This window comes from Asaia platycodi JCM 25414, assembly GCF_000614545.1.
Taxonomy (GTDB): Bacteria; Pseudomonadota; Alphaproteobacteria; order Acetobacterales; family Acetobacteraceae; genus Asaia; species Asaia platycodi.
In genome coordinates, this window is sequence record NZ_BAKW01000005.1 from 108126 (window position 1) to 124820 (window position 16695).

Annotated in this window: 18 protein-coding genes, 1 tRNA gene and 2 pseudogenes; 10 read left to right on the forward strand and 11 right to left on the reverse strand. The window is 59.9% G+C overall.

Features of this window, described 5'->3' with window-relative positions:
• Positions 1-17: 17 nt before the first annotated feature.
• Positions 18-890 (forward strand): aldose 1-epimerase family protein, encoded by an 873-nt coding sequence (locus JCM25414_RS06155; protein WP_025841057.1) that lies wholly within the window; start codon positions 18-20, stop codon positions 888-890.
• Positions 891-992: 102 nt separating this feature from the next.
• Positions 993-1904 (forward strand): S1/P1 nuclease, encoded by a 912-nt coding sequence (locus JCM25414_RS06160; protein WP_025841058.1) that lies wholly within the window; start codon positions 993-995, stop codon positions 1902-1904.
• Positions 1905-1947: 43 nt separating this feature from the next.
• Here JCM25414_RS06160 and JCM25414_RS24675 read toward each other — a convergent pair whose 3' ends face one another.
• Together JCM25414_RS24675 and JCM25414_RS17740 are read right to left on the reverse strand one after the other, a co-directional pair.
• Positions 1948-2310, reverse strand: coding sequence for an alpha/beta hydrolase family protein (locus JCM25414_RS24675; RefSeq protein WP_242403395.1), 363 nt, complete (start codon positions 2308-2310; stop codon positions 1948-1950).
• Positions 2229-3776, reverse strand: coding sequence for a prolyl oligopeptidase family serine peptidase (locus JCM25414_RS17740; RefSeq protein ID WP_242403396.1), 1548 nt, complete (start codon positions 3774-3776; stop codon positions 2229-2231). Before JCM25414_RS17740 ends, JCM25414_RS24675 begins: the two co-directional genes overlap by 82 nt.
• 229 nt (positions 3777-4005) lie before the next feature.
• Between JCM25414_RS17740 and JCM25414_RS06170 the strand changes: the two genes are divergently transcribed.
• Genes JCM25414_RS06170 through JCM25414_RS06180 form a run of 3 tightly spaced genes read left to right on the forward strand, consistent with a single transcriptional unit; the run spans position 4006 to position 5842 of the window.
• Positions 4006-4590, forward strand: a complete 585-nt coding sequence (locus JCM25414_RS06170) for a DedA family protein (protein WP_035442751.1) — start codon at positions 4006-4008, stop codon at positions 4588-4590.
• Positions 4587-5537 (forward strand): SDR family oxidoreductase, encoded by a 951-nt coding sequence (locus tag JCM25414_RS06175; protein ID WP_025841060.1) that lies wholly within the window; start codon positions 4587-4589, stop codon positions 5535-5537. The genes JCM25414_RS06170 and JCM25414_RS06175 overlap by 4 nt, the downstream gene beginning before the upstream one ends.
• Positions 5534-5842 (forward strand): hypothetical protein, encoded by a 309-nt coding sequence (locus JCM25414_RS06180; protein WP_242403397.1) that lies wholly within the window; start codon positions 5534-5536, stop codon positions 5840-5842. The genes JCM25414_RS06175 and JCM25414_RS06180 overlap by 4 nt, the downstream gene beginning before the upstream one ends.
• Before the next feature lie 126 nt (positions 5843-5968).
• Here the strand turns inward: JCM25414_RS06180 and speE are convergent, their stop codons facing one another.
• The 4 genes and pseudogenes from speE to fbaA form a co-directional block, all read right to left on the reverse strand.
• Positions 5969-6841 (reverse strand): polyamine aminopropyltransferase, encoded by an 873-nt coding sequence (gene speE / locus JCM25414_RS06185; protein ID WP_025841062.1) that lies wholly within the window; start codon positions 6839-6841, stop codon positions 5969-5971.
• An 81-nt stretch (positions 6842-6922) separates the two neighbouring features.
• Positions 6923-7399: an adenosylmethionine decarboxylase gene (speD, locus tag JCM25414_RS06190; RefSeq protein ID WP_025841063.1), complete on the reverse strand. Its 477-nt coding sequence runs from the start codon at positions 7397-7399 to the stop codon at positions 6923-6925.
• Between the two features lie 144 nt (positions 7400-7543).
• On the reverse strand, positions 7544-7852 hold the full coding sequence (locus tag JCM25414_RS06195) for a hypothetical protein (RefSeq protein ID WP_148300969.1): 309 nt from the start codon (positions 7850-7852) through the stop codon (positions 7544-7546).
• 5 nt (positions 7853-7857) lie between these two features.
• Positions 7858-8966 (reverse strand): annotated as a pseudogene (fbaA, locus tag JCM25414_RS17745) (class II fructose-bisphosphate aldolase).
• A 260-nt stretch (positions 8967-9226) separates the two neighbouring features.
• Here fbaA and JCM25414_RS06205 point away from each other — a divergent pair.
• The 3 genes from JCM25414_RS06205 to JCM25414_RS17750 all read left to right on the forward strand — a co-directional run bounded on the left by JCM25414_RS06205 (position 9227) and on the right by JCM25414_RS17750 (position 11782).
• Positions 9227-9907, forward strand: a complete 681-nt coding sequence (locus JCM25414_RS06205) for a TetR/AcrR family transcriptional regulator (protein WP_025841065.1) — start codon at positions 9227-9229, stop codon at positions 9905-9907.
• Between the two features lie 180 nt (positions 9908-10087).
• Positions 10088-10831 carry a glutaminyl-peptide cyclotransferase gene (locus tag JCM25414_RS06210; protein WP_051535729.1) on the forward strand — a complete coding sequence of 248 codons (744 nt, stop codon included), beginning with the start codon at positions 10088-10090 and terminating at the stop codon, positions 10829-10831.
• A 312-nt stretch (positions 10832-11143) separates the two neighbouring features.
• Positions 11144-11782, forward strand: a complete 639-nt coding sequence (locus JCM25414_RS17750) for an IclR family transcriptional regulator (protein ID WP_051535717.1) — start codon at positions 11144-11146, stop codon at positions 11780-11782.
• Between the two features lie 114 nt (positions 11783-11896).
• Here the strand turns inward: JCM25414_RS17750 and JCM25414_RS06220 are convergent, their stop codons facing one another.
• Entirely contained in the window at positions 11897-12205 is a 309-nt protein-coding gene (locus JCM25414_RS06220; protein WP_242403398.1) for a YggT family protein, read from the reverse strand.
• A gap of 133 nt (positions 12206-12338) precedes the next feature.
• Between JCM25414_RS06220 and JCM25414_RS06225 the strand changes: the two genes are divergently transcribed.
• A tRNA-Ala gene (locus JCM25414_RS06225) sits at positions 12339-12414 on the forward strand.
• A 53-nt stretch (positions 12415-12467) separates the two neighbouring features.
• Here the strand turns inward: JCM25414_RS06225 and JCM25414_RS22890 are convergent.
• From JCM25414_RS22890 to JCM25414_RS06235, 4 genes are all read right to left on the reverse strand, one after another.
• A complete protein-coding gene (locus tag JCM25414_RS22890) occupies positions 12468-12692 on the reverse strand; it encodes a hypothetical protein (RefSeq protein ID WP_148300971.1) in 225 nt (74 codons plus the stop codon).
• Positions 12689-13096, reverse strand: coding sequence for a pepsin/retropepsin-like aspartic protease family protein (locus tag JCM25414_RS22895; RefSeq protein ID WP_148300972.1), 408 nt, complete (start codon positions 13094-13096; stop codon positions 12689-12691). Before JCM25414_RS22895 ends, JCM25414_RS22890 begins: the two co-directional genes overlap by 4 nt.
• Before the next feature lie 65 nt (positions 13097-13161).
• Positions 13162-13392, reverse strand: coding sequence for a hypothetical protein (locus tag JCM25414_RS22900; RefSeq protein WP_148300973.1), 231 nt, complete (start codon positions 13390-13392; stop codon positions 13162-13164).
• Entirely contained in the window at positions 13359-14333 is a 975-nt protein-coding gene (locus JCM25414_RS06235; protein WP_025841068.1) for a tyrosine recombinase XerC, read from the reverse strand. The genes JCM25414_RS22900 and JCM25414_RS06235 overlap by 34 nt, the downstream gene beginning before the upstream one ends.
• Before the next feature lie 56 nt (positions 14334-14389).
• Here JCM25414_RS06235 and JCM25414_RS17760 point away from each other — a divergent pair.
• A pseudogene (locus JCM25414_RS17760) lies at positions 14390-16622 on the forward strand (primosomal protein N').
• Positions 16623-16695 lie beyond the last annotated feature (73 nt).

The following is a 16695-nucleotide window of genomic DNA, read 5'->3' on the forward strand; positions in this document are numbered from 1 at the left end:
GTCAAAGGAGTGCGTTGATGACGTCTGACAGCCATAGTTTCAGCAATGGGCGATATACGGCCCGTGTCGCTGCGCTCGGCGCCGAGCTTTGCTCGTTATGCGATGAGACAGGCAGGGAGCTCGTCTGGAATGGCGGTGCCTGGCCGCGTCATTCGCCTGTGCTTTTTCCGATCGTGGGCCGTCTGCACGATAATCACGCCCTGATCGATGGTCTGGATTATACCCTCACCCAGCATGGTTTTGCCCGTGATCGTGTCTTTCGCTGGGTCGAACGGACGCAGACCGGCTGTGTTCTGCGGCTCGAAGACGATCCGACCAGCCGGACGCTGTTTCCCTTCGCGTTCAGCCTGACGCTCAGCTACAGCCTCGATGAGGACGGGCTGCATCTGCGTTACGAACTGGCGAATCCCGACAGTCTTGGCGTGCTGCATGCGTCTCTGGGCGCGCATCCGGCGTTCGTCTGGCCTTTCCAGCCCGGCACGCAGAAGACTGATTATGTCATCGATTTTGAAGCGCCAGAACCGGAATCGCTGGCGGTTCTGTCAGAGGGGCTGATCGCCGGGGGCGAGCGACCGAGCCCGGTTGTGGGCGCAAGGATCCAGCTCGATGACACTCTGTTCGAAAACGATGCATTGATCTTCATGCATCCTGCCAGTCGTAGCCTGCGCTTTCATGCCGGGAAAGGCGAAGAGCTTGTCTTTTCCTGGCACGGTTTCGAACAGTTCGGGCTGTGGATGAAACCCGGCTCCGATTTTCTTTGTCTCGAGCCGTGGCAGGGTTATGCCAGCCCCGTCGATTTCGACGGGCCTTTCGAAACGAAGCCGGGTCTGCTGCATCTGCAACCCGGCGAGCGCTGGCAGGCGGGCTGGTCGGTGCGTCTCGATATCTGATCGTGCAGGTCGATGGCGCGTGTCATCATAACATCCCTTGCATGATCGGTCGGGTGGTGGAACGGTCAGGCCCTTCGTTCCCCGATCCCGATCCGAGGTTTCATGTTTCGACGCTCGCTCTGTGCCGTTTCGGCGCTTTTCACAGTCACTCTCGTCACGTCCCTGTCTGACCGGGCTTTTGCCTGGGGGCCGTATGGCCACGCCATCGTCGCCGATATCGCACAGAGCCGCCTGACGCCTCAGGCGACGAGCGAGGTCACACGGCTTCTGGCTCTCGAAAACCACCAGACGCTCGATCAGGTTGCGTCATGGCCCGATACGATTGGTCATGTGCCCCGGGACAAGGGGGGGCTCCCTCAGACCCTGCCCTGGCACTATGTTGATACCGACGCGAAATTCGCGACCTACGACATGGCGCGCGACTGCGGCAACGATATCTGCGTCACCGAAAAACTGCCGGAAATGGAGAAGGTCCTCGCTGATCCGAAGGCGGCCCCTGCCGATCGTCTGGTCGCGCTGAAATGGATCGTGCATCTCGCTGGCGATCTGCACCAGCCGCTTCATGCCGCCGAACGCGATCACGACAAGGGCGGCAATATGGTGAAGGTCTCTTATTTCGGCCAGGACCGGGACGGGCATGAAAACCTGCATTCACTCTGGGATGAAGGCATCATGGACCATGAGCGTCATCTCGTGGTGGGGCCGCATTATTCCATTGATTTTACCAAGGCGCGTGAAGAGGCCGATCGTCTCAACGCCCAGATCACGCCTGGTCAGGCCGCGTTCTGGACCGGTGATTTCTCGACTGGGGCGGTGCATGACTCGGTCGTGAAATGGACCGATGAAAGTCATGCTCTGGCACGCAGTGTCGCTTATGGCGCGCTGCCCGAAGGGAAAAAGAAAGATCTGGGTGAGGCCTATACGGCCATCGCATTTCCGGTAATCGAGACAAGGCTTCAACAGGCAGGCGTACGCTTGGCCGATCTGATCAATACGGCCTTCCCGACTCCCTGACCCGATCAGAAGAGGGGCGTCGATGTGGCGCCCCTCTTCAGCGTCAGAGCTGGCCGAAGACCTGCTGATAGAAGGCCAGCTCTCTGGCAAAACTGTCCTTCAGGGTCTGTTCCTGCCGAAAGCCGTGGCCCTCGCCTTCATAGATATGCAGTTCGGAGTGCCGCCCCAGAGACAGCAGGCTGTCATGCATGGCCTGCGCCTGAGCAAGAGGCACCACCTTGTCGAGATCGCCATGCAGGAACAGCACCGGCGCCGTGATTCCGGCGACGTGGCTGAGAGGTGAGCGCGCCAGATAAAGCGCCTCCTGCTCGGGATAAGGGCCGATCAGCCGATCGAGATAGCGGGATTCGAATTTATGCGTATCTCCCGCCAGGCGCGCAGATCGGCGACGCCATAAAGTGAGCATCCAGCGGCAAAGACGTCGGACGACGCCAGCGCCGTCAAGACAGTGAGCCCGCCCGCACTGCTGCCTCGAATGACGCAGCGTTCGGGGTCGGCAAGGCCCTGTGCGGTGACATGGTGCACGGCGGCGATGCAATCCTGCACGTCGACGATGCCCCATTGCCCCTCCAGCGCCTCGCGATAGGCGCGGCCGAACCCTGTCGAGCCTCGGTAATTGACGTCCAGCACGGCAAAACCCCGGCTCGTCCACCATTGCACCTTGAAAGAGAAGGCTGCGCTGGCGCGCGCTGTCGGGCCGCCATGAGCCATCACGACCAGTGGCGGGCGCTCTGCCGTCGCAAGGCAGTGGTGACGATTGGCCGGCGCATAGTAAAGCGCGTGGGCTGTTTCACCACCTTCTGAAGGAAAGGACAGTGCTATTGGCGTGGCGCAGTCACGTGCATCCACTCCATCGGGAAAGGTGAAGGCCTGTCTGATCCGGTTGTTATCCTCGCCGATGACGATGGCGGGCGGCGCATCGGGCGGGGTGTCGATCCAGGCGAGCGTACCATCGAACGGCACCGGGCTCTGGGCCGCGTTGTGTTCGGGCTGATGTGCCCAGACGCCGTTTTCGAGAATGCCGATCCGGCTGACACCCTGCGTCACGATCTGAGCCATGAGACGGCCATCGGGCAGAAGGCTCAGACTTCGCTGGCCGAACACCCAATGCGGAAACCCGGTTTCTCCCTTCGGATCGGGCAGCCATTCCGGCGCCCATGTGGGGTCGATGGAAAACCGGCAGGGTCGCCAGGACCCCTTTGCATCGCTGCTGGCGAGAAGCGTATGGGCGTTCTCCCAGACCGGATCGACCACGCTGCAACGCGCGGCTTCGCCGCAGATAGCTCGATGCGCGCCAGTATCCGGCACGCCATCACACCAGGTGAGCGGCGCGACGGACAAGATCGTTGCATCCCAAGGCATGTCAGGGTGGGACCACGAGATCCAGGCGAGATGAGCATCGTCGGGGGCCGGGCGAGGGGCGGCGTAGAAATCGGCGCCTTCGATCAGAACCGTCTCGTTCTGACGATCCAGCCAGACGATGGCAGCTTTCGCCTCGCCCGCCTCGCGCGTGTCTTCACGCACGCAGAACACGCCGCGCTCTGCCGCATCGAAGGTGAATTCGGCATAGGAACAGCCTGGGCTGGAGGCGAGAGCAATCAGCGTGCTGTCGGTTTCCCTGAGCCACACGCCGCCCGTCTTGCGGTCGCTGAACACCACGCGCTGCGTTGGCGATACGCGATAGGCGCCGCCACCATATTCATGGACGCGTGAGCCTACATCATGCGTTGATGGTAATAAATCCTGAGGCGTTTCGTTGCGTTTGACGCTGACAAGGGCCGTGCGGCCCCCTTCCTGCGGTCGCCCTTCGAGCCAGTACAGCCTGTCTCCATCGGCCTGAAGCTCGGCAAGGGAGACGCTGCGGCCCGCCACGAGGTCTGGTGCGACCCATGAGGGCCAGGAACCGGAAGGGATCGAAGATGGATTCATCATAGGATTCAGGATAATCCGACTACAACCATCTGACGAGTTTTCCTGGGAGCAGCTTTCAGGCATCAAGTCGGACTCTTTATCGCCCAGCCTGCCAAGGATAAGAGCCCTGCTGCATTTTCTGGAACATCTGCTGAAGGAGTACGGCTACGGCATCGTCGGTGTCGTGGTCATGCTTGAAAGCATGGGTCTGCCCTTGCCTGCCGAAAGCCTGATCATCGGCGCGGCGCTTTATGCTGCGACGACCCATCACCTTGAAATTCGCTGGGTGGCTGTTGCTGCGGTGACCGGGGCAATCATGGGCGATAATTTCGGCTATCTGATCGGGCGCTCCATCGGCTTCAAACTTTTGCAAAAGCATGGCGGCATGATCGGGCTCTCGCCTGAACGGCTGTTGCTCGGGCGTTATCTCTTCAAGCGTCATGGCGGTACGGTCGTCTTTATCGGGCGTTTTCTGGCCATCTTGCGCGTTTTCGTGGCGCTTCTGGCCGGGGCCAATCATATGCCCTGGAAATCGTTCCTGCTGCATAACGCGCTGGGCGGTATCTGCTGGGCGGGCGGCTATTCTCTGGCCACCTATTTTCTCGGTAAGGAAATTCTCCGCCTCTCCGGCCCGCTTGCTATCGGCATCGGGTCGCTGGTCGTCCTGTTCCTCGGGGTCAGTCTCTATTTCCTGAAGAAGAACGAGAAGCGCCTTACTGACGAGGCGCTGAAAGAGGCCAAGGCCGAGGCGCCTGCCGAAAGGGGCGCGCGATGAGCGAAACTGCCTATCCGTCCAGCAAGGGACAGACTGCTCTCGTTACCGGCGCCACGGGCGGGCTTGGTCTGGCGACCGCGATCGGTCTGGCACGTAATGGGGCCGACGTGATCGTAACCGGGCGCAATGCAGAAAAGGGTCGTGAGGCTCTCGCCATAATCGAGAAAACCGTGCCGAGGGCGAATGTGCGTTTCGAAGGGCTGGATCTGGCCTCCCTCGCCTCCATCGTGCGCTTTACCGAGCGTATGAACGGCCTGCCCGTGCATATTCTGGTCAATAATGCCGGTGTCATGGCGCCTCCTCAGCGCCGCGCCACTCAGGACGGGTTCGAGCTGCAATTCGGCACCAATCATCTGGGTCATTTTGCGCTGACCGGGCGGCTTCTCCCTTCCCTGATCGCCGGGCAGGCGCGTATCGTGACCGTAGCCTCTCTCGCCGCCTGGAAAGGCGAAATCCCGCTCGACGATCTCAACGCGACCGAGAGCTACAGGCGTTTTGCCCGTTATCGCCAGAGCAAGCTTGCCAATCTTCTGTTCAGCCTCGAACTCGACCGGCGCGCCAGAGCGGCCGGAGCGCCGCTTCATGTGCGTGCCGCTCATCCCGGGTGGTCGACCAGTGCCATCATCACCAACAGTGCGGCACTCGGCGTGTCTCAGTCGCCGCTCAGCCGCGCGCTGGCCCTGACGCAGGATCGTCTCGGGAATGTGTTGTTTCGTCTGATGGGGCAGGATGTGACGGCAGGCGCTGCCCCTTTTCTCTATGCAGCGCTCTTTCCAGCCGCACGAAATGGCGGTTATTACGGTCCTCAGGGCGCGGGTGAGAGACGTGGGCCGCCCGGCCCGGCCATGCTTCCTCCCGTTGCCATGGGGCTTTCCCTTGCTGGAAAGCTCTGGCAGGCTTCTGAAAACATGACCGGTGTACGGTTTGAATGGGAGAGAGTCCGATGAGCATGACCCTATCCGTTTTCAAGGAAAGCCTCGAAGACGGCATTCCCCCCCAAGGCCTCTCCCCCGCTTTGCTCGCCCTCTGGTGGGGTGGGCGTTCCGACTGGCCCGCAGCCCATGAAATTGTCCAGTCGAACGAGCAGGACCCGGAATGCAACTGGGTCCATGCCTGGCTGCATCGCGTCGAAGACGATGGTGATAACGCCCGTTACTGGTATCGTCGCGCAGGCCACGCCATGGGCCACGGGCCCATTATGGATGAGTGGAAGACCATTGTAATCCGTCTGCTGAGCGGATCTGGGTATTAACTGATCCGGGGCGCTGCCCCGTTCCCAGCCAAAAGATAGTCATCCTTTGGAAACCTGATTGATTTCAAGCGGGGAGCGAAGGGGCAAGCCCCTTCGCCGGTTCAGGGCAGAGCCTGGAGGGATGTTTCAGCCTTCCTGCCTGGGCAGGTTTTCAGCGATGTAAGGCGGCAGGTTGAACGCGCCGACATGGATTTCCGGCGTCCAGTAGCGTGTCGTACCGAGAATGCCAGCGGCCTCGGCGCGTGCGCGTACGTCTTCAACGGTCTGCTTGGTGGGGTTCACGCCCTTGGCGGCAACGCCCAGCGTCATGAAGCCACCGACATAGGTCGGCACGGCGGCGACGTAAGCCGAGACATGAGGGAAGAAAGTCGCGCGACGGGCACTGGTTTCGCGCAATTCGTCAGCCTGCATGAAGGGCACGCCGCACTGATTGACGATGAGACCCTGAGCCGAAAGAATGCGGGCGCAATCCTTGTAGAAGGCATCGGTGAAGAGCACTTCGCCCACGCCGATCGGGTCGGTCGAGTCGACGATGATGACATCGAACGAGCCGTCTTCTGCCTTTGCGACATAATCGATGCCGTCACCGACGATGACATCGGCGCGCGGGTCGTTCCAGGCATCGCCTGCAATCTTGGGCAGATGCTGTTTGGAAAGTTCGATCACGGCGCCGTCGATCTCGACCATGACGGCCTTTTCGACCGTCTTGTGCTGGAGCACGCGGCGCAGAACGCCGCCGTCACCGGCACCGATGATCAGCACGCGCCTGGCGTCGGGATGCGTCAGCAGGGGCACATGCGTCAGCATTTCCTGATAGACGAATTCGTCACGCTCGGTGATCTGAATGACGCCATCGAGAACGAGAACGCGGCCGTGGAAATCGCTTTCGAACACCACGATATCCTGAAAGTCGCTCTTGACGCGTGCGAGTTCGCGCGTGACGCGAAAGCGCTGACCCCAGTCAGGGTACAGGGTTTCGTTGATCCAAGATTCAGACATTACGCTGCCTTTCCCTCATGAAAAAAAGGCCGGGCTTCGGGCCCGGCCTTATCTGCATTTCACGCAGATCCTGACATCAGGTCAGGCTACGTTGTCGATCTTTTCGCGACCGCGGCGCACTTCGTCAGCGACGACGCGACCGGCCTGGAACAGACGCTGCATGACCGGAATCGTGAGATTCGGGTCGCAGGCGCCGCACATGAACACGTCAACAGCGGCGAAATTGCGCTCGGGCCAGGTGTGGATCGAAATATGGCTCTCGGCCAGTACGATCACGCCCGACACGCCACCATTGGGCGTGAAGTGATGGAAGTGGCTGTGCAGGATCGTCGCCCCTGCGGTAACCGCGGCTTCGCAAAGCGTGGCATCGATCGATGCAGGATCGTCCAGATTCTTGGCGTCCCAGAAATCGATCAGCAGGTGATGACCGGCGAAGCGTTCACCATCACGCTCAATAAAGTAATCCTTGCACACCTCTTCATGAGATGTGTTCGATGCGACAGTCTGGTTATCTCTCGGGAGTCCCGATACCATCCCCAGTTGAGCAAGTGCGTTCATCACGTACCTCTAAACCAGTAGACAGCCTGTTGGGCAACATGCCCCCTTGGGCCAAGGCCGCGCAATTAAAGGTCATACCCCCCGGATGCAAGAAGTTTTTGCACCCGGTCATCGTATTTTCATCAAACGGTCAGATCTGGACTGTTATCCGCGCACGATACGAAAGGCACCGAAAAACTCGACACTGACGATCAGAGGGGCACAGGCCTCGTCAAGCGCGGCAAAGGCTTCGGGATGATCGGTCTTGAATTCAAGATAGGCCTTATAGGACGCCCATTCGTCGATCGCGATGTACCGACCGGTCTGCATCACGTCGGCAATGAGTTTTGTCCCCCGATAGGCGGGCTCGTTGCGAAAAAGCCGTGCCCATGGGCCTTCAGGCCCATAGGTCGATTCGAACGTCTCGATCTGGCTTGGAACGACAGCGTAGCTTCGGACGATCTCGCAGTTCACGTCCATCAGCCTTTTGTGGCGATCGATCTGTCCTTGGAGCCCAGATCGGCAAAGGCCTCTTCCAGACGGTCCACAATGCTCTTCTCACCGACGCGGAGCCATTTGCGCGGATCATAGAACTTCTTGTAGGGCGCGTCGGTCTCGGGGTCGATCTGATGCAGGAAGGCTTTGGGGTGGTCGAGCACGTATTGGCCGATACCGTTGGCAAAGGCGAACTGGACATCGGTATCGATGTTCATCTTGAACACGCCATAGGAGACGGCAGCGGTGATCTTGTCCTTCTCCGAGCCCGAACCACCGTGGAAGACGAGGGCGAGCGGTTTGGGACCGAGACCGGTCTTTTCTGCCACGTGCTCCTGCGAGTGGAGCAGAATCTCGGGGCGAAGCTGCACATTGCCCGGCTTGTAGACGCCATGAACATTGCCGAAAGAGGCCGCGACCGTCACATGGCCGAGCGGCGAGAGGCGGTTCCAGGCGACCAGGACATCTTCGGGCTGGGTGTAAAGATGGGCATTGTCTTCATGATCTTCGAGATCATGGCCAACACCATCTTCCTCACCGCCGGTGACGCCAAGTTCGATTTCGAGACTGATGCCGAGCTTGGCCATGCGAGGCAGCAGACGGGCGCATTCGGCCAGATTGTCTTCCAGAGGTTCGGCAGACAGATCGAGCATATGGGACGAGAAGAGCGGCGGGCGACCGGCAGCGACTTCTGCCTCGCTCAGATCGAGCAGGCCTTCAACCCAGGGGATAAGTTTGCGATCGGCGTGATCGGTATGGAGAATGACGCAGATGCCATATTCCCTGGCAAGAAGATGGACATGGCGCGCATGGCAGCCGCGCCGAGAACGCGGGCCTTGTGCTGGTCGGCCAGGCCTTCTCCGGCATAGAAACGGGCGCCTCCGTTGGAGCACTGCACGATGACATCCGAGTTGTTGCGGGCGGCTGCTTCGAGAACGGCATTCACGCTGTCGGTGCCGACAACATTGATGGCCGGCAAGGCATAACCACCCGCCTTGCAGGCCTCGATCAGGGCAAGATAGTCATCACCGGTGACAACTCCCGGGGGCAGGGCTCGGCTGGGGCGCGACGCATTCGGGCTTGTAGGGGTCATAATGATCTCATGTCTCTGATAACGGGTCGTCACGTCTATTTTATCGCTATCTGACAAAGCCGTGCCTAGACCTTTCATGGACACATTGAAGTCATTCTCGTTGCAGAACCGCAGGATCAACGCGGTTTCACCAGTTTGCCCTTGCACTGATCGACCGTTCGGTCAGTTTCGGCACCTCTCTCCACGGGAATAATGCGGCATGCGTCCGACCCGCTGGTCAGGGACGGGATCAACGCAAGGAACGGGTGAGCGGCTTGAAAATGAAAGAAGAGATCTCTTTGCCTGCGACTGAACAGCATCAGGAAGAGAGTGTCTCGTGCAACGCCAAGCGACGCCAGATTCTGGACGGTGCCGAGGCGATCTTTCTCGAATTCGGGTATGAGGGGGCGTCAATGTCCCAGATTGCCTGCCGCGCCAAGGTATCCAAAGGGACGCTTTACAACCATTTTGAGAACAAGGCCGCTCTCTTCGGGGCGGTGATAGAGGATCTGAGTCGCAGCAAATTTGCACCGGTTCTCTGCCAGAGCGATCTGTCTGCGGTGACATGCGCTGAGGCATTTTCTCAACTCGCCGAGCGCTTCATTCGTATTCTGCTGCAGCCCGGACCGCTACGGTTGTACCGGATTATCGTCTCGGAGGCCCCGCATTTCCCCGATCTTGCCGATACCTTCTGGCGGTACGGTTTTGGCAAAACGTTGAATACGCTCACCCAGTGGGTGGAACATTGGATAGAGCGCGGTGCAATCAGTGCTGATGACCCCGTCTTTGCTGCAGAGCAGTTTATGGCGCTGTGTCAGACACGTCTCGTCCAGCGCAAGCGTTTCGAACTGCCTATCGATAATAGTGACGAGCAAATCCGGTTTGTGGCAGGCCGCGTGGGCCAGGCCTTCGTCGCGATTTACGGGAACACTACCGAGCGCGCTGCGTCAGGACTGTCGTAGAAACTGGATTGCTTGGCGGGCAAGGCTCTGTTTGAGGCGTTGACTCCGGTTCTGGCGCCGGAAGTGATTTCAAAAAACGTGCAGCAGCGTTTATAGCGGACGGCATAACGCCCCCGCATAAAGTGTTGCCTCATGTCTTGGTCCCGTCTTCGGCTTTTTGGACTTATCATTTCTTTGGGGATGGTCGCCTCGACAGAAAGGGGCGCCGTGGCAGGCGTGCCCGTACCGGTGGACCAGGCCGAAATACTGGCCGTTTTACCGCATGATCCGACCTCATTTACCGAAGGGCTTTTCTACCAGGATAGTGTTTTCTTCGAGAGCACCGGGCGAGTAGGCCACTCCGTCATACGCAAGGTCGTGCCCGAGACCGGAAAGGTCCTGGCGGAGAGTGTTCTTCCTGACGGATATTTCGGTGAGGGGATCGTCGCCTGGCATGACAGGTTGATCAGCCTGACCTGGCGCAGCGGAAAAGGCTTTGTCTGGAGCTATCCCGCCCTAGCCAGAATCGGGAGTTTTCCGTACTCGGGTGAAGGCTGGGGTCTGACGCATGACGATCGGACGCTCATTATGTCTGATGGAACGTCCTGTCTGAGGCGCCTCGACCCTGTGACGCTTCATGTCCTGGCAAAGCTTTGTGTAACAGCGGCTGGCATGCCTGTAAGAAGACTGAATGAACTTGAATATATCCACGGCGAGATATGGGCGAATATATGGATGACACCGCAAATAGCTAGAATCGATCCCGTAACGGGTGAAGTGAAGTCGTGGCTCGATCTTACTGCGTTGCAAGAAAATGTTAACTCGTTCGATCCGGATGCTGTCGCCAACGGGATCGCTTATGACCATGAAAATGATAGGTTATTCGTCACGGGAAAATACTGGCCTAGTGTATACCAGATTAAATTTCCTGACCGCAAACACTGATTTTATTTTCAATCGGAACTTCTTCAGTCTTGATTACATAGATGTGACTGAAAAACGCAGATAATGGTTTATCAGACCACGAATAACGCTATGAGATGCTCTGGCACCCCTTGTGGAGCAGATTGAACCTTTGAATTGAACGAGAAGTCCTTAAAATATTCGAGGCACCGTTCATGACGAAATGGAGCGGCACGTGGCATATTCGGATCAAGATTGGCCCCAGGGTACACAAACCCTTGGTCGTGGTCTCTCAATCATCCTGGCCGTCAAGGCTGGGGTTGACACGCTTTCCGAATTGGCTCTCGAAATCGGGTGTACACGCAGCACAACGCAACGGCTTACGGCAGCCTGTTGCAACAGGGCTGGCTGCGCCTGAAATCGACCGGTCGCTATGGTCTGGGCGAGAAACTGACCACTTTGACCGTACAGGCCCAGACGGCCTCACCGCTTCTTGGCCTGGCCGCCCCCATGCTGCAAAGCCTGAACGAGATTACCGGCAAGATGGTCCATCTTGGCGTACGTTCCGATAGTCATGTCATCTATCTCATGCGCCTCGAGGGGCGTCACCCGCTCACTCTGCGCACGCGCATGGGTCAGCATGTTCCCCTCGCGCGTACAGGCACGGGCCGTGCCCTGATTCTCGATGAGAGCGAAAGCGACTGGGCACGGTTCTATCGCACCAGCTATCGCCACATGCCTGCCGGTCTGCCGAGCTGGATCAACCGAATGCGTTTTTATCGCGCCTCGGATTGCGTGTTCGATCTGGAAGATGACGAGATCGGTATTCACTGTGTGGCAGCGCCTGTGCGTGATGCAACTGGGGCGATTGTGGCGTCGATCAGCGTGACCGAGCGCGCTGGCGAGATGCCGCTCATGCGCATGAAGCGATTGCCCCTCAGATCTGCAAGACAGCCTCTCAGCTTTCAGCGAAACTGGGCTGGCATGAACTGAGCGACGTCGCAGACTAGGCGAGGGTCTTTGGGCGCCTCGGAACTTTCGAAGCGCCTGCAATAGCATCACGGTTCGTTCTGGCGACAGGATACCGTGGTGTTGCTCAGAATGTGGTCAGTAATGCGCGTGCAGCGACAGCATGACGAGCTGGCGTAGCGCGGGTACGACGAGATATTGCAGCCCCAGCAAGACAGCCAGAGGGCTGAGATCAAGCATGCCGAATTGCGGCAGGATCGAACGTACGGGGTTGAGAACAGGCTCGACGATTCGCCCGAGAAAAATTGCGACGTTATAGACGAAGCGGTTGCTCGGATCGAGAATTCGGAAACCCAGCAACATGCTCATGACGCAATACAGGATCAGCGCCCAGGTGAAGAGCTGAATCAGCACCATGATGATGTTGTAGAGGGTGAGAATCAGCAAGTCCGGTCTCTCTGCAAAAAGGCAAGGCACTTCTTCTAGCGCCTGTCATGGGTCTCGCACAACTCGACCCCGGCATTACAGGCCGTCAATCTTGACTTTGACCTGAATCCGTGTAGCTTCCGTCGCGTTCCGTGGGGCTGTAGCTCAGATGGGAGAGCGCCTCGTTCGCAATGAGGAGGTCAGGGGTTCGATTCCCCTCAGCTCCACCACGGAACCCTTTCCTGACCCGCTGATACGCAATCATCTTTTCGATTTTCTGGCCTCAGCGCACCCAGACGCGGCCCGCGCTCAGCGAAACCCAGATATCGTGTTGGGCAAACCAGTCAGCACCGAGCAGCATATCGACATTATCGCGCATGTCAGACACTGTCAGGACCGGGTTTTCCCATATCGGGTTACCGTTTCCGGGCGTCTCTTCTTCAAGATGCAACGCATGGAAGTGGTGCCAGTGATACCAGCGTGCATTGAGATCGACCCCACTGGTCACGCCGCCAGGTCCTGACGTAGAGTCTCATCCGTAATGCCCATTGCATGGGCAAAGCGTCGCGAAAGAATGTGAGAGCGTGCGCCGCTGTCGAGCAGTGCGGTGCCGTCATGGCCATCGAGCGTAAAGGAAACGTTCAGCCGCGTACCCTCGCGTCTGGCCTTCAGCGTCGTATAGCCTGGCTTCCATGACGGCGCGATCGCGCAATGGCCGTTCTGTACAGCAGGGCGCCAGAGAGTAAGACGCTGATGGGGCACGTCGAATTCGAGATCGAAATGCTGCAACAGATCGACCCCCATCAGACCGGCAATGGGGGGAGTCAAAATCGGCAGGCCCGGCAAGGCACCGAGCGGGATCGAGCGCTGACCCAGAGGGATAATGCCGAGCGACAGGGCGCGTATCAGCATGTTCGGGGCCAGCTGGCCCCGGCCATTCGGGCCCTGAATGACCGTTGCATGGGCAGGGTCGGGTGTCAGATGCAGGGCGGCGGCAGCTCGGGCGTGATCAGGCTGCCTTCGGATCCGGTATCGAGAATGAAGCGTGCCTGACGTCCGTCGAGTACGACGGGGGCATTGAGGAACAGCCCGTCATTATGCAGTGGGATCTCGGCAATACGCTCAGGCACGCAAGGCGTAGCCATGGCGCGAGAGGGCAGAAGACCGGCCATGATCATGGCGAACAGGGCAAGAGCGGGGCGCAGCACTTGTTCTTATTTCCTTGCGCGTGGGTGAGCTGCCAGACGGCAAGGAGATGGTTTTCGTCAGCCAGCGTGTAGTTTTGGGTCGTAGAAAGGCTGGCATGGCCCAGAAGTTCCTGTATCGCGCGCAGATCGGCGCCGCCTTCCAGAAGATGGGTGGCGAAGGAATGTCTCAGGCTGTGCGGCGTGGCGCTGGCATCCAGCCCGCTCTGTTCGCGCCAGAGCTGCATCACACGCCGTGCCACGGCAGGCTGCAGACGCTTGCCGCGCAGACCGACGAAAAGCGGCGCCTCTGGCGTGGGGCACGGATGATGCCTGCGCCAGGCCGCGAGCGCTTTTGCGACATTGGGCAAGAGCGGCACGAGGCGCTCCTTGCCGCCTTTGCCTATGACACGCAGGCCGTTCTCCGCTGCACGGTCATGATCGCGCACATCAAGAGACAAGGCCTCGCCTATGCGCAATCCGGCCCCGTAAAGAAGGGTGAACAGAGCTTCATCGCGCGCAGCGCAGAGCGGATGTTCAGCCAGGGCTGCAATCTCGACAGGGGCCGCACGGGCCACATCGCGTGTGAGAGGGCGGGGCAGGCGCTTGCGGGTTTTCGGCGCGCTCAACTGGCGCAGCGCTGACGCGCTTACTCCATGGGTGGTGTTGAGATAGCGGGTGAAAGACCGCAGGGCCGAGACCCGTCTGGCGCGTGAGCGGGCTCGTCCATCGGGCGTGCCGTGCTGTTTTTCGGTCCTGCCTGCGTCATAAGCCAGCCAGGCCCGGAAATCGGCCGTGCGGAGGGCGGCAAAGACCTTCAGATCGGGCTCCTGCCCCAGATGCTCACCCAGAAAGCCGAGTGCCGATGCCACGTCGTTGCGATAGGCGTACACGGTGTTCGGGCTGGCGCGCTTCTCATGCGCCAGCCAGTCCAGCCAGTTTTCGAGACACTCATGCATCTGCATGACGGCGGACCTCGTCTCGGTTAAGAGGACAGGGCAAAAGGGGGCGCTCAGGCAGCATGACGGAACCGAGCTTAATGAAGCCGATGGCAGATGGCGAGAGAGCGGTGCGTGTCAGCGTTCTGCTCCCTCTGCCTTTTCCGACGCCGCTCGATTATCTGGCTCCTGAAGGGCATGTTGTGCCCGGCGATCTGGTGAGCGTCCCGCTGGGGCGCCGTCAGGAGACGGGCTGTGTCTGGGATACGCAAAGCGACGTACCCGCCGATTTCGCTCCGGCGGCGGCGAGGGAGGTCGCCCTTGCCCGACTGAAGCCGATCCTCGGGCGACTCGACATCCCTGCGATTCCGACCGATCTGCGGCGCTTCATCGACTGGCTGGCGGCCTATACGCTTACCCCTCCAGGCCTTGTGCTGGCCATGGCCATAAGGGCGCGTCACACCCAGCCGACCCGCGTGCAGCTCGGCTGGGTCAGGGGCGACGCCGATCTCGATGGGCTGCGCATGACAGAAGCCCGACAGCGCGTGCTCGATGCCATAGGAGACGCGCCGCTCTCGACGGCCGCGCTGACAGAGAAAACAGGCGTTTCTTCCGCAGTGCTGCGCGGCCTCGCCTCGGCGGGTGTGCTGAAAGAAGCGCCGCTCGTCGTGGCACCGCTTTTTGCGCCTCCCGATTCAGAGTTTCACCCACCTCACCTGTCAACGGAGCAGCGCGAGGCCGCCGATCATCTGTCAGAAGGCGTCAAGGCGCATCGTTTTGGCGTTACTCTGCTTGAAGGCGTGACCGGATCGGGCAAGACGGAAGTGTATTTCGAAGCTGTGGCTGCCTGTCTCGCTGCCGGGCGGCAATGTCTGGTCCTGCTGCCCGAAATCGCACTTTCCACTCAATGGACCGACCGTTTCGCACGCCGCTTCGGGGTTCAGCCCGCTTTGTGGCATTCTGAACTCGGCGGCAAGAAGCGGCGCGAGACCTGGCATGCCATTGCCCAGGGTCAGGCTGCTGTGGTCGTTGGCGCGCGCTCTGCCCTGTTTCTACCCTTCCCCGATCTTGGTCTGATTATCGTTGATGAAGAGCACGAATCTGCGTTCAAGCAGGAAGAGGGTGTGACCTATCACGGGCGCGACATGGCCATTGTGCGGGCGCGTCTTTCTGATGTGCCGGCGGTACTGGTTTCGGCCACACCCAGCCTCGAAACCCTGACCAATGTGGAAAACGGACGCTACCAGCACGTCACCCTCCATAGCCGTCATGGCAATGCGACCCTGCCCGATGTCAGGTTGGTCGATATGCGCCGCGCTCCGCCGGAGCGTGGCCAGTTTCTGTCGCCCGAGCTGGTTGCAGCCATCAGCGCGACCTTCGAGCGTCAGGAACAGGCCATGCTGTTCCTCAATCGTCGCGGCTACGCGCCGCTCACGCTGTGCCGGGCCTGCGGTCATCGTATGGAATGCCCGAATTGTTCAGCCTGGCTTGTGGAGCATCGCGCGCGTCAGATGCTGACCTGCCATCATTGCGGTCATCACGAGGCGCTGCCCGAAACCTGTCCTTCATGCGATGCCGAATCCAGCCTCGTAGCGATTGGCCCCGGTATCGAGCGCGTTCACGAAGAAGCGCGGCTGCATTTTCCCGAGGCGCGTATTCTGGTCATGGCCTCCGACACGCTCGGCTCGCCCTCAGCGACAGCCGAGGCCGTGCGTCGCATCAGCGATCGCGAGATCGATCTCGTGATCGGTACCCAGATCGTCGCCAAAGGCTGGCATTTTCCCGATCTGACCCTCGTGGGCGTCGTCGATGCCGATCTCGGGCTGGGCGGGGGCGATTTGCGGGCTGCCGAGCGCACCGTGCAGCTTCTGCATCAGGTATCCGGTCGTGCCGGCCGTGCCGACAAGCCCGGCACGGTGCTTCTGCAAAGCTATCTGGGCGATCACCCCGTCATGAAGGCCCTCTCTCAAACGACTATCAGCCTTCATGGAGCAGGAATCGGTGCAGAGAAAACCCGGTTTCTGGCCACCATACGGGCGTCTTGCCGCCCTGATTGTCAGCGCGGATTCCGCCGAAGCCGCCGATCGTCTCGCTGCCATGCTCGGCGCCAGAGCCCCCGAGCTGCCCGGTACGCAGGTGCTTGGTCCAGCCCCCGCACCTCTGGCGGTTCTACGCGGTCGCCACCGCCGCCGTCTGCTTTTACGCACCCGGCGCAATGTGGCCGTACAGCCAATCCTGCGGCAGTGGCTCGAGGGTGTGAAGCTGACGAGTCACGAGCGTATCGACATCGATATCGATCCGATTTCGTTTTTGTAGCAAAGATACGGGGCGCTGCCCCGTCCCCCGGAAAGGGGCTCGCCCCTTTCATCCCGCATGGAGGGTTTCCGGA

Bases quoted from the DNA above. Each gene is read 5' to 3' on its own strand.
- JCM25414_RS06160 (WP_025841058.1), top strand. From the start codon at position 993: ATGTTTCGACGCTCGCTCTGTGCCGTTTCGGCGCTTTTCACAGTCACT.
- JCM25414_RS06170 (WP_035442751.1), top strand. From the start codon at position 4,006: ATGCTTGAAAGCATGGGTCTGCCCTTGCCTGCCGAAAGCCTGATCATC.
- speE (WP_025841062.1), bottom strand. From the start codon at position 6,841: ATGTCTGAATCTTGGATCAACGAAACCCTGTACCCTGACTGGGGTCAG.
- JCM25414_RS06180 (WP_242403397.1), top strand. From the start codon at position 5,534: ATGAGCATGACCCTATCCGTTTTCAAGGAAAGCCTCGAAGACGGCATT.
- speD (WP_025841063.1), bottom strand. From the start codon at position 7,399: ATGAACGCACTTGCTCAACTGGGGATGGTATCGGGACTCCCGAGAGAT.
- JCM25414_RS06235 (WP_025841068.1), bottom strand. From the start codon at position 14,333: ATGCAGATGCATGAGTGTCTCGAAAACTGGCTGGACTGGCTGGCGCAT.
- JCM25414_RS24675 (WP_242403395.1), bottom strand. From the start codon at position 2,310: ATGCTCACTTTATGGCGTCGCCGATCTGCGCGCCTGGCGGGAGATACG.
- JCM25414_RS22895 (WP_148300972.1), bottom strand. From the start codon at position 13,096: ATGCTGATACGCGCCCTGTCGCTCGGCATTATCCCTCTGGGTCAGCGC.
- JCM25414_RS06175 (WP_025841060.1), top strand. From the start codon at position 4,587: ATGAGCGAAACTGCCTATCCGTCCAGCAAGGGACAGACTGCTCTCGTT.
- JCM25414_RS06210 (WP_051535729.1), top strand. From the start codon at position 10,088: ATGGTCGCCTCGACAGAAAGGGGCGCCGTGGCAGGCGTGCCCGTACCG.
- JCM25414_RS06205 (WP_025841065.1), top strand. From the start codon at position 9,227: ATGAAAGAAGAGATCTCTTTGCCTGCGACTGAACAGCATCAGGAAGAG.
- JCM25414_RS06155 (WP_025841057.1), top strand. From the start codon at position 18: ATGACGTCTGACAGCCATAGTTTCAGCAATGGGCGATATACGGCCCGT.